At 57.6% G+C, this 14873-nt stretch carries 10 protein-coding genes; 4 read left to right on the top strand and 6 right to left on the bottom strand.

Annotation, left to right across the window (positions count from 1 at the left end):
- Positions 1-41: 41 nt before the first annotated feature.
- On the bottom strand, positions 42-1298 hold the full coding sequence (locus CA51_RS14085) for a VWA domain-containing protein (protein WP_145121610.1): 1257 nt from the start codon (positions 1296-1298) through the stop codon (positions 42-44).
- Between the two features lie 66 nt (positions 1299-1364).
- Positions 1365-1817, bottom strand: coding sequence for a hypothetical protein (locus CA51_RS14080; protein WP_145121608.1), 453 nt, complete (start codon positions 1815-1817; stop codon positions 1365-1367).
- 471 nt (positions 1818-2288) lie between these two features.
- On the opposite strand from CA51_RS14080, the gene CA51_RS14075 reads away from it, so the two are divergent.
- Both CA51_RS14075 and CA51_RS14070 read left to right on the top strand, forming a co-directional pair.
- Positions 2289-5189 carry a hypothetical protein gene (locus tag CA51_RS14075; protein ID WP_231745689.1) on the top strand — a complete coding sequence of 967 codons (2901 nt, stop codon included), beginning with the start codon at positions 2289-2291 and terminating at the stop codon, positions 5187-5189.
- A gap of 35 nt (positions 5190-5224) precedes the next feature.
- Positions 5225-5899 (top strand): DNA-3-methyladenine glycosylase family protein, encoded by a 675-nt coding sequence (locus tag CA51_RS14070; protein WP_197451182.1) that lies wholly within the window; start codon positions 5225-5227, stop codon positions 5897-5899.
- A gap of 132 nt (positions 5900-6031) precedes the next feature.
- Here the strand turns inward: CA51_RS14070 and CA51_RS14065 are convergent, their stop codons facing one another.
- Positions 6032-8089, bottom strand: a complete 2058-nt coding sequence (locus CA51_RS14065) for a dockerin type I domain-containing protein (RefSeq protein WP_145121606.1) — start codon at positions 8087-8089, stop codon at positions 6032-6034.
- 596 nt (positions 8090-8685) lie between these two features.
- Between CA51_RS14065 and CA51_RS14060 the strand changes: the two genes are divergently transcribed.
- Both CA51_RS14060 and CA51_RS14055 read left to right on the top strand, forming a co-directional pair.
- Positions 8686-10362 carry a hypothetical protein gene (locus CA51_RS14060; RefSeq protein ID WP_231745688.1) on the top strand — a complete coding sequence of 559 codons (1677 nt, stop codon included), beginning with the start codon at positions 8686-8688 and terminating at the stop codon, positions 10360-10362.
- A 246-nt stretch (positions 10363-10608) separates the two neighbouring features.
- Positions 10609-11850, top strand: coding sequence for a cell surface protein (locus CA51_RS14055; protein WP_145121602.1), 1242 nt, complete (start codon positions 10609-10611; stop codon positions 11848-11850).
- Between the two features lie 95 nt (positions 11851-11945).
- Here the strand turns inward: CA51_RS14055 and CA51_RS14050 are convergent, their stop codons facing one another.
- The 3 genes from CA51_RS14050 to CA51_RS14040 form a co-directional block, all read right to left on the bottom strand.
- Positions 11946-12563, bottom strand: coding sequence for a response regulator transcription factor (locus tag CA51_RS14050; RefSeq protein WP_231745687.1), 618 nt, complete (start codon positions 12561-12563; stop codon positions 11946-11948).
- A gap of 71 nt (positions 12564-12634) precedes the next feature.
- A complete protein-coding gene (locus CA51_RS14045; protein WP_145121598.1) occupies positions 12635-14026 on the bottom strand; it encodes a sensor histidine kinase in 1392 nt (463 codons plus the stop codon).
- A gap of 12 nt (positions 14027-14038) precedes the next feature.
- Entirely contained in the window at positions 14039-14779 is a 741-nt protein-coding gene (locus tag CA51_RS14040) for a UvrB/UvrC motif-containing protein (protein ID WP_231745686.1), read from the bottom strand.
- Positions 14780-14873: the final 94 nt, after the last annotated feature.

Raw genomic sequence — 14873 nt, 5'->3', positions numbered from 1 at the left:
GGCCTCTTTCGCATCGCCGCGACCAGCGGTGCGGTGAGATTCTATTCGGTCAACAACACAGGAAGGTTGTTGGCGATCTCTTCGAAGACCTCTTTTAATGCAGTACCGTCTTCGGCGTGGTAATGCGATCCACCGCCGATCGCGGCGACCGATTGCATTCTCGCTTTGTCGGCGCCACTGCCAAAGGTAACTGTGTGAATCGTCAGGTTGTAGGTCGCGACCAAAGATGTGGCGACGGTAACCGGATCGATACCCGAGTTGTGCATTCCATCGGTCATCACAACCATCGTCTTGGCGGCGTAGGGACGCGCCGATGAATGCAGCAACGCCTCGATACCCTTTTGCATTCCTTTCCCGATCGCCGTGCTGCCGCTGGGATACAGGTCGTCCAACGTGTCGCGGACCTCGTCGTAGTCTTCATCCAGGTACAGGTCCAACGTGGCGTTGCTGGAATAACTGGCGATCGATACGTGTTCCTCTGGATGCGTTTCGTCCAACACATTCAGAAATCCGTCGACCGCTGCGACCAGCGAATTCCAAGGAGTCTGAGGATAAGGTCCTAGCTCGTAGTGTTCTTCCCAAGCCCATTTTTCGTATTCGTCCGAAGAAACGCCGGACGAATAGTAGTAGTTGCCGTATCGTTTGTAGAGGTAGCCAGCGGTGACCGCCGCGTTCATCGTGGTCGTGTAATAGGGCGATTTGCCCGAAGGCCATGTGATCGTCAGGTAGTCCATCGAACCGGAGCGATCGAGGACCAACGAGATGTCGCGGTCGACCTGCATCGCAACGGAGGTCTGCGTCGGGTTAAACGTATCGGTCGTCAAGAATTTCGGAAACAGGGTATGGATCGATCCGCCCAGAGAACCGGTATCCCGACGTCCCAACACGCGGACCGCGTTGGCTTTTACATCGCCACTGGCCAGCGAGGAGGAGGATACCTTGTTGAATTGAAACCGTGAGTAGGTTCCGTCGTTGCTGGTCATCCCAAATTCGATCTCGTTGGCGGCATCGCCGGTCCGCAACTGCAACGCCTGTCCCGCAACCATGTTTTTGGCGGCGGTCGATTGGGCAGCGGTCTTGGCATCGTTGACGTTTTGGAGTTCGCTGAACGTACGCCCGGCAGCTCGCGTCGCCGCATCGGTCGCGATGAACAACTCCGTCCGCGTCAGCTGCATGTAGGAGGCGTTGATCGCCAGAGCGGCGAGGATAAAAAGAACCGGAAGCGTGATCGCGACCAGCACGACGATGGAGCCTTTGCGGCGGTTGCGAATAGAACGTTGAGGCCGATCGCTGAACATGATGTTTGCCTTAATTGAACGACAAGAAAGAGATGAGTTGTCACCGGTGGATTTGTCGCGGCGGCACTAGATCGAAGGTTTATCCTCGTAATATGCTTCCACTTCTTTTCTCAGTTGGTCCTGGACCGAGCCTTCGGGGAACTCGGTGAACTGTTCGAGTTCGGTCTCCAACTGCTCGGTTCTTTTGTGCCAAGCCGCTCGCGCTTCGACAGCGCCCTGAGTCTCGCGCGGCTTGACATGCTTCTTCTTCACTTTTTCCGAAATCTTGCGATCGATGTCCGACGCAGCCTTCCACAAATCTTGGTTCTGGTTTTCAGTCGCCAAGGCAGCTTCGGCGTAGGAGACGTGGGCGGTCTGATGCGTCGGCATTGCGCCTTCGGAACTACCGGCCAATTGCAGCATCTTCTGCGCGACAAAGACGGTGTATCCGATCACGCAAATCACCAGGACAGTTCCGAGGATGCGACGGTTTCGTCGGACTAGAGCCTCGTGTTGCGGATGTTTCGTTTTTGGTTTCATGTTCCGAATTCTTTTTGTTCGACTGTCGGGAAGTCTCTCGCGAGGCAACGGTTGGCCTGCAGCAAAAGCTTCACCATTTGAACCATAGCTTTTTTTTTCAGCTGCTGCGTTGCAAAACTTCCCAGGCGTTTGCTGCTGTCAAATTCGGGCCGCTGCGGGAGTAGCGATTATGCGGGCGGGGCATTGTGAATAATCGATCCGCTGGGAAGCACCGAACCGCTCGGGAACATCAACGACGGCCAGAAATGCCAGACGGGTGCTGCTGGGGTTCGTAAGAGCGGAACCACGGCTGCAACACTCGCGACGCGCTGTAGTGCAACCGGCGGTGACCAATTACACTTTGGACGATGTTTGTCGGTGCTCTTCCCGCCCCAGTCGGCTGGTCGCTCGATTTTTTGCGACTTCGGCGCCGGCGCGCTTTCATCGCGACGAAAGCTCGCTCCTCAACTTCACTCCCCTCGCGATACTCTCATGAAAATATTGGATACCGTTCTGCTTCGATTGGTTGTCTTGATCGCTCTGCTGCTAGTCCCCGGGTTATCGGTGGCCCAGGATTCGACCGAGCCGACCGCAACGCAATCTGTGGTTCGCAACGACCTCCAGATCAGCGGCGTCTATCCGCATCTGACCGTTTACGGAATCTACAGTCAGAACGGCGGTCATTTTCTGAGCGGACATGACGAGTGTGGGATCGGAGCGATCGTTCCTTGGGCGGGCAAGTTGTGGATGGTCAATTACGCACCGCACAAACCGAACGGCAGCGAGCACAAACTGTATTCGATCGATGAGGATTTGCAGACGTTGACGGTTCATCCCGAAAGCGTCGGCGGAACGCCCGCCGGGCGGATGATCCATAAGGAATCGAACCAGTTATTGATCGCTCACTATTTGATCGATTCCGACGGGAAGGTGCGCGTGATCTCGCCGCGCGACATGCCGATGCGTGTCACCGCGATCACACGGCATCTGACCGATCCGGCGAACATGGTTTATTACGTCGATATGGAGGGGAGCATCTGGGAAGCCAACGTCCACACGTTGGAAGCGAAGATGCTGTTTAAGAAACCGGTCCCTGGCTGGCACGGCAAAGGGGCCACGATGTCGCAAGGTCGCTTGGTCATATCGAACAATGGTGAACTGCCAGCGGGAACCTATAAGGACTTGCTGGTTGGCGGCGCGTCGCAGAACGATGAAGAAGCGGGCGTGCTGGCGGAGTGGGATGGTGAGACGTGGAGGGTTGTCGAGCGGCGGCAATACACCGACGTCACCAGCCCGGCGGGGATCGCTGGCGGTAGCGATGGCGACGATCCGATCTGGGCGATCGGATGGGATCGACGCAGCCTGCGGTTGAAGCTGTTGGAAGATGGGCGTTGGAGCACCTACCTGTTGCCCAAAGCTGCACTCTGCAACGACGCTCGCCACGGTTGGTACACCGAATGGCCTCGCATCCGCGAGATCACCGGTGGCCGCTGGATGATGGACATGCACGGCATGTTTTACGATTTTCCCAAAACGTTCAGTCGCGAGAATTCGGCGGGGATCGCACCGATCGCCAGCCACTTGCGATACATTCCCGACTTCTGTGCTTGGAACGATCGCCTGGTGCTGGCAACCGATGAAACCAGCATTCAAGGGAACGAGCTCGCCGGGCAACCTCAGACCAATCTCTGGTTTGGACAATACGAAGACCTTAAGACTTGGGGCCCCGCCAGCGGCTATGGCGGACCTTGGATCGATGACAAAGTAAAGGCGAACACACCATCGGATCCGTTCCTGGTCGCCGGTTTTGATCGTCGCGTGATTCATTTGGCCGCCGGTCGCAAACGGCCCTACAAAGCTCCGCTCGGTTTGCGAGCGAGCGATCAATTGCCGATCACCAAGATGTCAGAAGCGTTGATCGGATTGCCGCGAGTGACCGTTAATCGCGGCAGCTGGCATCGAGCGGCTGCTGGTTTTCACTTCACCGTCGATAAACCGGTTACCGTCTATCTGGCGGTCGACCGGCGTGGCGAGCCGGCGTTGGATGCCGCTTGGAAAGCAACCGACATGCAACTCGATTGGTCGGATTATCGCGACACGATCTACGAACGGCAGTTTCCCGCTGGCAAGGTCACGATTCCTGGCAACGCCACCGAGCACAAACCCGGTTCGTTTGGGATGCCGCACATGGCGCTTATCCGCGGCGACGCCGATCTGAAGATCGTGCCGAGCAACGATGCACGACTGACTGCGTTCGAAGCGCCCGACTCGGACGACCTCGATGGTGTGTCGGAGCAACCGCTTCGGTTTACGATTCAGATCGACGCTGAAGGGAACGGGAAGTGGAGCGATTTGGAAGAGGTGACGGTTTCGGGCAACGGATACGTCAGCCATCATCTGCCCGAAGATTTGCAAGCGGTTTGGTTGCGTGTAAAGACCGATCGCGATTGCGTTGCGACGGCGTTCTTGCATCAGACCAGTGCAGGTCGTGAGCCGAATGATTCGCAGGCGGACAAGGCGTTGTTCGCCGGATTGGCTGAGGTCGGCCAAGCGGCTGACGGCGCGTTGTTGTATCCGGCGAAACGGAATCGCAATCTGCGAGTGATCACGCAAGACGATCGGTTCTTCGACTTCACCAAAGCGGAATTTGCGTTTAAGACGACAGAGGCCGATGAAAAGCTGGCCGAGCTGTTGGCGATCGAGCCCGAGTTTCATGTCGATGACGCGTCGGTGGTTTTGACACACAACGGTCGCAAGTTGCGATTGCCCAAGGGGGATGCGGCGTTTGACGCTCCGTTTGCATCGGGCTGGCCGCGAGGAACCCGCGAGGTGGAATCAGAACGGCATCTCGCCAACTATCACGGCACGTTCTACGAGATCCCGCTGCTGTTCAACGGTTCGCCGCCCATTTTTGAACTGATGCGTCCCGTCTCGAGCCACTCAAAACAGATCTCCGATTTCTGTACGTGGAACGGATTGTTAGTGCTCGCCGGAGCGCGGTCGGATGCTGAGCCCGATGGTCACGTTTTCCGTGATCCCAGCCAGAACGTGGGCTTGTGGTTTGGAGCGGTCGACGACCTTTGGAAGTTGGGCAAACCTGTCGGGCATGGTGGTCCTTGGAAATCGACAGCGGTCAGCGCGAACGCCGCTTCGGATCCCTATTTGATGACGGGCTATGATCGCAAGACTTTGACGTTGGAAGCTGATGCCGACACGCAGGTTACGATCGAGGTCGATGTCGACCACCAAAGCGGCTGGCACATCTACAAGACGATCGATTTGAAAGCCGATCAGCCGCTTGAGTTTGAGTTTCCCGAAGGCTTTAGCGCCCATTGGGTTCGCTTTCGCAGCAGCCAAGGTTGCACCGCGACGGCGCAGCTGGAATATCGCTAACCGATGCGTTGGTGACCCAGATACCAGGCCGCCGCTTGTCCCTTTCCTTACTCAGCCAGGTCGACCGTTTGATGGCAAAACGTTTGCAGATCGAAGCCGCGATAGCGCATCTGCGTGGTGCCGATCCGATCATGGCTGAGATTATCGAAAACGTTGGGCCGTGTTCGATGCGGCAGGAGAAGGATCGATTTCGGATGCTTGTCCGGTCGATCATCTCGCAGCAAATCTCCACTGGCGCGGCCCGTTCGATTCGGATGCGGTTGGAGGAACTGGTCGGCCCCGATGGACTGACCGCCGACAACCTGGCTCGGTTTTCGGTCGACCAACTGCGGACGGCGGGAATCTCGGCGCAGAAGGGGAAGTACCTGCAGGACCTGACAACCAAAGTGGTCGATGGTGAGTTGAAGCTACAGCGAATCGGACGCTTTAGCGACGCGGAGATCATCGACCAGTTGACGATCGTCAAAGGGATCGGAAAGTGGACGGCCCAGATGTTCCTGATCTTCTCGCTGGGTAGATTGGATGTCTACCCACACGATGATCTCGGCGTGCGATCTGCAATCAAGAAACGTTACGGCTTGGATGATCTGCCCGATCACTCGACCGGGCATGCGATCGCTGCAAAGTGGCGTCCGTTTGCGTCGATCGCCAGTTGGTACTGTTGGCAATCGCTAGATCATGACAAGCGAGTTGCGGCCGACGGACAATAGCCGCTGTCAGATGCGACTGTAACGTTTCGTTGCTAAACCGCGAGCGTTCCAGGATGGGCGACGCTGGATTTCAAGCCGCCATGGAGATCGGCGGACTCAGGCAAATGCCACCGGTGATGGCGAATAGGCGTGTTAGACGAACAGGTCGTCGAGACTCGGTTCCAGCCAGTCCTCATCCTCGCCGAAGGAATCGTCAGCCAACAGTTGTTGAGATGCTACCGGGCTGGCAAAGTAGTTACGGTGCGGTTGCGATTCGCCTTCGGGAACGGTCTTCGGCGAGACGACAATCTTTTCGCCTTCGACCGGTAACGGCTCGCCCGGCTGTTGTTCCGCTTCACCGATCGGCGGGAATCCGCCACCGGGAGTGGTCCGCAGGTTGCTGATTGAATTCAGTTCGTTGATCACCAATAGGGCATCTAATGGCGTCAGCAGACCATCGCCGTTGACGTCGATATAGTTGCCGCCGTCGAAAGGATCGCCTAACGGACGCGGGCCGCCTTCGTTCAGCGAATTGAGGATGATCAGAACGTCCTGCGGCGTGATCACTCCGTCGTTATTGACGTCGAGACTCTCGGGCAGGTTCTGCCACGGCGAGGGATTTTCGATGATCGAGATCGTGACTTCGGAATCGACCGAATACTGGGCGTCGGTCGTTTCCGTGGCGGTGATCGTCAAGGAAATCGAAGGGGAGCTGGGATTGTAGACGACCGAGGTGTCGTCCAGAAGCTTCAGGATTCCGTCGACGACTTCGAAACGCGAGTCGCTGATCGTAAAGATGTAGCCGTCGCTGGGATCGGGATCGACGACAGTCACGGGGCCGACGTGTCCGCCGAAGGTGCGTTCTCGCAATTCGCCGCTGACGTTGACTGCGGTTGGCGGGTCGTTGACGTTGTAGACGGTGATTGTGACCGATGTCGACACGGGATCGCCGCCGCTGGCCGAGTCGTCGACTGAGACGTTGATCACCAAGCCGTCATCTTCGGGATAAGAGAGCGATTCATCATCGCGCAGCTTCAGGATGTTGCCGTCGACTTCGAACCGGCTGTCGTCGACATTGAATTCATGCATCTGCCAGGAATCTTCGTCTTCGGCGACGACAAACCCAAACTCGGTGCCCATCGCGTATTCGGTCGTATCGCCGTATTCGGGACCGGTGATCATCGTGACGGGATCGTCTTCATCGGCGATCTGGATCACCACCTCGGGTTGCGATATCTCTTCATTCGTTTCGAGATCGATCAGCCGGATAGGGACCCGCAGTTCCGGTTGCCACTCAAAATTGATCGCCTCGGGATCGGCAAGGATCAACAGATTCCCCTCGATCCGAACTCGCGGGTCGTCGGTTTCAAAGCGAACGTTCCCGTGCAAGCCAGGAGTGAGCACCTTGAGGTTGCCGATCTCCGTCCCCTCGGGAGCGTGTTCGGACAACGGGTCTCCTTCGACGACCACACCTTGCAACGGTGCGTCTTTGGCGATCACATCGACGGTCATCGTCAGCGGATCCGACGCATTGCGGCCATCGTGCAGGACGTAGGTTGCGACATCTTGGCCAACAAAATCTTCCAACGCGGTGTAGCGAGCACCGCCGGACAGATCGATCGCGATGTTGCCGTTTTCCGATTCCGATGTCTGGATCGCAACAAACGTGTGGTTGGGGGCATCGGAGCCATATTTCCAGACCAAACCGTTGGGGAACATCAGCAGGAACGAGAGCCCTTGCTTCGATTCGAAGTCGACGGGGTCGGACGTTGGCGCTTCGTTTTCCCCGATCACCTCGACGCCAAAGCTGACGTCGACCACGCTTTCGTCCGATTCGAAAACGACAAGCACGTCCCCGGAGCCGGGGCTGGTAATGTTTTGGGTTCCAGATCCGTCGAACATCCGCAACGTGTGTCCGGTTGCGGTGCTGAGGTCTTGGAATTCAAAGGCCCCCGAAGAATTAGTGCGGCGGTAGGGCTCGGACGTGTCCAGGCGATCGTTGTGGTTCTGATCGATGTAGACGATCCGATCTTCGAGGCCGGTTTCGCCAGTCTCCTGAACGCCGGAGAGATCGAGATCGGCATAGACGACGCCGGTGATCGCGGCGAGAACGCGGCGGGCGTCGAGCTGTTCAAAGCCGCGCGAAAGAACGCGTCGCTGAAGCCGTTGTCGACGCGATGGTTTCCGATTCGATCGTTGTCGTAAAAACATTGCTATTCGCATGTACGTTGACCTGTGCCGTCTGCCCGAACTCCAAATATAACGCGTATGCCAAATTTAGGGGACTGTTTTGCAAAGATTTGGAGTCTTGCTTTGCGTTACCTGGGCACCCCCAAGGGGAAGAGTCGCAATAACCCGGCGGGCCGCTTCCCCATTGTAGTCAGGTGGTTCTCGTTTAGACCCGGCCGGTGACAAATTAGTTCCTTGATTCTCCCTGAATTTGAGCATTCCTCTGATTCCAAAGCGGGTAAAGGCATTTGCCGGCACCACTGGCAAGGGCGCAGCGGCGTGGGATTGCAAGCAAATCGTCGGTCTGTGGCCGCATTTCACCGCATTTGCTCGACTTTTTGGTAGAAAACCGGCATACTGATACCCAGCGGATTTCCGCTCCGCAATTTTCGCACAACGTCATAACTCTTCTTCAGGAAACCATGATGCGTTTGCATTCCGCTGTCTGCTGGCTCCTCTCTCTCCCCCTTCTTACAGCGTGCGGCTGTGGCTCTTCGGAAAGTCCCACGGCAGGCCAACCGGTGGGTTCGGAAGTCGCCATGGCTCCCGAAGCCGCACCGGCTGAATCAGCCCCCGCGATGACAGAAGAACCATCCCCGGAGATGGCAGCTGAATCCGCACCGGCGATGTCGGAGGAGTCCTCTGCACCGACGGGGATGGAGAGCGAAATGCGTGGCGAGCCGGGGAGCGAGATGTCCGAAGAGATGGTGATGTCGGCGGAGATGGAGCGGGAGCGAGAGATGTCGATGGCCGCCGAGACTCCCGGAATGTTGGCTCCGATGAGTCCCGAAATGGAGATGGAGATGGCTGCGTCGATGCCAGACTCCTCGATGGCGGAGAGTATGGCGGGCGAGCCTTATCTGGGAGTCGAAGGCGAATTGCAAGCGGGGCGACGTCCCGGTGAAGGCGCAAATTCTGAACCGGAACCCGAACCGGAGCCGCTGCCGAGCGATTATCTGTCGCAGGCGAAGATTGCCTTTGCCGCTGGGATGGAGGACCGGGCTTACGATCTGTTGTTGGCGCATCTGGTCGCCGAGCCCGAACTCGCAGCATCTTCGAATTCCTACGAGATGGTCGGTTGGTCCGATGCAACGAAGCGGCCGACTTGGGGGCTGCGTCTTGGAGTCGGAATCAATAACGCGGCGGTCAAACACACTGGCAATATGCATCCGGTGCGCGAGGGGATGAAGGCGCCCAAGGAGGAGCCGCGGCGACGCAACGCAGCCGGTGGTGGTGGCGGAGGTAGCGCAGCGCCCGAAGAGATGGGCATGGGATCGATGGAACCCGGTCTAGGAATGGGCGGCGGGGCAAACAAAAGTAGCGGCGGTCCCTCTGGCGAAATCGAACAGCATGTTGGACTGGTCGGTGAGATCGCGATGGAGTTGTTTGCGGAGAACTATTCCAACGGCGAGTTCGGCAAAGTCTTTGCATCGATCGCGGAGGTCGAGCCGACGGAAACGAAACCGGCCGCGCGCGGCATGGGCAGCGAAGGAATTCCGGGCGAAATGGCATCCGCGATGTCGCCGGAGATGCTTTCGGCCGCTGAAGGATCGGGAATGGAAGAGATGATGATGGAAGGGATGCCGTCGGAGCAGCCTGCTGGTCAAGCCGGCAATCCCGCCGCGGCAACTGCGGCGTCTGGCGGATTAGCTGATTCGATGGGACTGGACGCTGGCCCGGACCGCGTCCGTCCCGGTTTGATTTATTTAGGTGTCGATCGCCCGAAGGAGTTGATGGAAAAAGCGAAGCAGGCCGGCCTGGATGCTTATTTGCAGATCGATGTTTCGGTTAACAAGAACGAAGTCAACGGCTGGGTTTACAACGAATCGTCGGTCCGTTGGATGTCGGTTGCGACCGGGAAACCGATCGGTCGCGCGTCGAAGAAGATCAACAACAAATCGGTTTTTCAGGCGATCGATAGCCGTGAACTCGATCCCCGCGAGCTGGTTCGCGACGATCTGACGGGCGTGTTTAAGGGAGGCATGGAAGAGTTGCGGATCAAACCGCTGCCGTCGCTGACTGCCGAGATGGTTAACGCCCGCGTTGGTTCGTTGATCATGAGCCCACCGGAGAACCCGCTGGCCGCGCTGGCCGAAGTGCGGTTGTACGCTTCGCAGGGTCTGTTGACCGAAGACCAGGTGCATTTGGCGTTTGATCTGATCATGGGCGACGATGGGCTGATCCTCTCGTCGGGATCGATGCCGGCACGAGTCGAGATCATCGAACCGTTTGCACCCAAGCTGACCTCTTATTAACAAGCGATGCAAAGCGGCGTCGGTTGTCGCGATTGTGCGACCCGACGCGACTTTTTCGATCTTGGCTGGTTCAGCGCCGACGCAACTTCGATTGTTTCGGCGACCGAAAATGTTAACCTTGAGTTGTTGCGTCTTGCGGGACTGCGGCCTGCAGGCGATCGAATGCGTCTTGCGTGTTAGGCTTTCGTTTCACGCGTCACGTGTTTGACTTTAATTACTACGGAATTCTTCTCTGAGACAACGGATATGAGCGAAGCAAATCAACAAGCGCAAGCACCTGCTGGAACGCAGCAGGCCCAAACCTCGTCGACTGCGACAAGCGGTTCGATGCACAAGTATCTCGATCGCGCGTTGAACGTGTTGGACAAGTTTGGATTGTCGAAGCGGGAGGACACGCCGCAGGAGATGATCCATTTGCTCGAGAGCGTCAAACATGTCGATGAGGCTCGCGTTTTGGCGATCGCTGAAGTCATTCAGCATATGAGCACGTTCAACCAATTGGTCCGCGAGAACGTCGAAAACATCCAGGTTGGAAAACGCTATCTGGAAATCACGCAGATGTTCGATTCGGTTCGCGAGGACAGCAAGATGCTGATCGCCCAACTGGATGATGGGCGGATCGGATTTACGGAAAAGTGGCAGAACTGGTGGATGAAGATTCGCCGCGGAACGCCATCGGATCGGTTCGATAAGATCATCGACGTCTACCGCGATGTGACGACCGATACGAAGGATCAACTCAGCCGCGAAGAAGCGATCATGGATGGCTACATCGATTTCCGCTTCGCTCTTAAAGAGGCGGAGGTCTTGGCGAGCGAACTGTTGGATAAACATGGGCCTACGTTGGCGGCGGCGCAGGAATCGTTGGCCGCAGCGCAAACGGCGGTCGACGAATTCCAAGGTGAAGACGAAGGCAGCCGCTCGCGGCTAGAACTGGCTCGCGACGAAGCGCGTCAAAAATTTGAGGAGGAGGATCGGACGTTCCAACTGCTCAAGGATATCGCTGAAAACCTTTCGATCGGTTACGACGTCGGCGAGACGTTGATCACCAAGTTGAAGCAGACGCACGACGTTAAGGATCGCGTCTTCCGCCGCTCGGTCACCTTCTTCACGACCAACGAGCACGTCTTCACGATTCTCGGAACGGTTTATACGTCGCAACAGGGACTGCACGAAGTCACGCAGGCGACCGAAGCGATGAAAGAAGGCGTCAACAAGGGGCTCGAAGACGTCGCAGATCTCGGTCGCGAACTGGAGCGAGCGGCGTTGAAGGCCGGTTACGGTTCGACTGTCGATCCCGAATCGGTACAAAAGCTTGTCGATGCGATCAGCGACTTCCAGATCGAATCGCTGACGATGATCACCGAACTGCGGAAAGAGAGCGAAGAGAGCACTCGGCAGATTCGCGCGGTCGTCGAGAAGGGGAAGAAACGCTTCCAGGAAACCGTCGCTCGGCATGCTCAACAAGCCGAAGCCAAGAAGTTTTAAGCGGGCGTTCTAGCCAGCAATTCTGCAGGCGATCGCGGTGCTCAATCGGGCGTCGCGGTCACCTGCGTGCGGACCGGACCACCGTCGCGGTCGGATCATTCGCTGCCCGGATCGTCGGGAGCTCGCTTTCTCAATTTGCGTTGCAACGAGCGGCGATGGATGCCCAATCGGCGAGCTGCTTCGGAGATGTTGCCGCTGCAATCCGACAGCACGCGGTGGATGTGTTCCCATTCGGCGCGAGCCAGCGAGGGGACGGGAAACTCGGTCCCGTCGGAGGCGTGCGATTGCGGTTGGTCGCCGCGAACGAAGGCATTCAAAATGTCGTCGACGTCGGCTGGTTTGGAGAGGAAGTTTGTCGCTCCCATCCGGACCGCGTCGATCGCTGCGGCAATGCTACCAAACCCCGAAAGGATCACGACCTTGGTCTCGGGATGAATGCGTTTGATGGAAATCAGCAGGTCCAAACCGCTGCGTCCGGGCATCCGCAGATCGATCACCGCCAGATCGGTGGGACGCGAACTGAAGCGAGCGATCGCTTCGTCGTAATCTCCGGCTTGTTCAACGCGGAAACCACGCTGTTGAAAAGCGAGACTCAATCGGTCGCGAAGGACAAAGGTATCGTCGACAACAATGATGCTGGACACGCCTAAGGTTTCGGCGTCGAGCCCGCGGGTGATAGCTTCGGCGTCGGAGTCGATGCTTGCAGAACTCATCGGGTCGGTCATGTCGCTACAGTTTTGCCTGGTCGAAGTTGTGCGAATCTCGGCGATTCGCAACTCAGTTCCTATTCTAAACCATTATGCGTCATTTGCGATCCGCCGTCGGGAAGGTTTTCGGCCGCCAGTTGCTGTCGTCGGGGCATTCGAACGATTGCGCGGGTACCTCGGCCAAGCTTCGTATCGAACTCCAGTGTGCCGCCCAATCGCGTGATCACATTGCGCGTCAAGAACAGGCCCAAGCCCATTCCGCTGCCCGGTTGCTTCGTCGTAAAAAACGGCTCGACGGCGCGCTGCGCAACCTCCTCGGGCATGCCTTCTCCCGAGTCGATCACCTCCATCGTGAAATGGTCCTCGGTCACGCTCACCTCCACCGCGACAGAGGCTTCGGCGGGACTGGCGTCCAGGGCGTTGCCGATCAGATTGCGGATCGCTTGGGCGACAGCTTCCATCGGAATCCAGAGCGTGTAGTCGTCGAATCGGTCGACGTCGTCGGAGATCTCGACGCGGTGCGGATCGCGGATCCCTTCGACGATCGCGTCGACGAGATCGACAAGCGTGATCCGGTCCCAATGTTCGGCCGCTTGATCGCCGGCGGCGTTTCGCATCCGCGAGAGGATCGCTTTGCAGTGATTTACTTCCGAATCGATCAGGCTGAGATCCTGCCGGACCGCGTCGGGCACATCCGCTTCGGCGGCGTGCCGCTGCATCTCGTGTACGACGACGGCGATCGTCGAAAGAGGCGAAGCGAGTTCGTGCGCGGCGCCGGCGGCAAGCGTGGTCAGCGCCTCCAAGCGTTGGCTGCGCGATTGCTGTTGCAGCGCGGTTCGCAGTTGGGTTTGGCGAACCGTCAATTCTTCGGCAACGCGGGAGACAAAATAGGTGACGACCGCCGCACAGGTTGAAAACGCGATCAACATCCCGTGCTCGCGCATCCGATAACCGGCGGCGTGCGAATCGATCGACAGCAATTCGATTGGCGTTCGGAAATAGGTCAGCACGGCAAAACATGCGATCGACATGCTGGTCAGAATCCACGCCCAGACCGGCCGCAGGACAACGCCGGCCACGGCGAGATTGACGAAGAAAAAGAAGACGAACGGATTGTCGATGCCCCCGGAAAAGTAGAGCATCGCGGCGAGCGTCAACAGATCCAACGTCATCAGCAGCGACGCGACTTCGGTGCGGTAGAGCGCGTCGTCGGAAGCTTGCGGTTCCGCCGGCTCACGCGTTCCCAGCCAGATCGTGTAAGCGAGGTTGGTGGCGGCGGTGAAACCGATGAAGGCGAACAGCGGTTCCAGCGGCAGGTCGACTGGAAAAAATCGGCCGACCGCCGAGATCGTGACCAGTTGGCCAACGACAGCAAACCACCGCAACTGCAGCAGCCAGGTCGAGGTCCCCAGCGGAGCGCGAAGCATCACGCTGGGATGAAACAGCCGAGAGAGTGCGGCAAACGGCATTGGATATCCGGATCAGTTCATCGAACGTTTGGCGAGTTCATCACGCAAGCGGGCAGCCAATTCGTATTGCTCGCTCTCGACAGCTTCCTGCAAACGCTCTTGTAAGGTGCGGCCGACGGAATATTCGCGGCGCAGCGACTCTCGCAGTTCACGCAATCGAACCACAAGTTCATCGGTTTCAAAATGCTCTTCGGCACCGTGTTCGACGAAGATCTGCTCGATCGATTCGAGCCCGGCATTGATCGCGGAAACCGCTTGTTCGGCACCCTCGTCTTCGAGTTCCGAGAGGGCGTGGGCTTGGGTGCGATGGAACCAGACAAAAGGACGATACTGTTCGTGAGTCGTCGACCAATCTTCATCGGGAGAATGCAAACGAGCCGCATCCATCAACTGCAATGTGTGATCGGCGTCGAGGACGGCGCGGCGATAATGTTGCAGCCGCAGCCAGCAGATCCGGCGATGGTAGAACTGCATGAATTCGCGATCGACTTGATTGCATTGATCGTCGCTGAGCACAAATCCGACTTCGTCGAGTTCCTGTTTGCGGATGGCTTCGAGAATCGAACTGCATCCCTCGGGGCGTTCACCGTCGGGTCGGTCGGTCGTTTCCAACTGCAAGATCCCCATGTCGACCCGCATCTGAATCACATCGCGGCCATCGTCGCCTTTGACAATCCGAACGCTGAGATTTTGGGCGTCAAAGGGCCAACTGCGAAGCAGCTCATCGAGATGTTGATTTCGTTTTGTCTCCAACGTGATATCCAATCTGTGTCCTGGCGGCCCAAATCCTGGCGATCGATCCAATCGCCCCGATTGAAATATAACCGATTGCGGCCAGCAAAGAAGG

Source organism: Rosistilla oblonga, assembly GCF_007751715.1.
Classification (GTDB): Bacteria; Planctomycetota; Planctomycetia; order Pirellulales; family Pirellulaceae; genus Rosistilla; species Rosistilla oblonga.
This window is presented reverse-complemented; position numbering and strand designations above follow the sequence as displayed.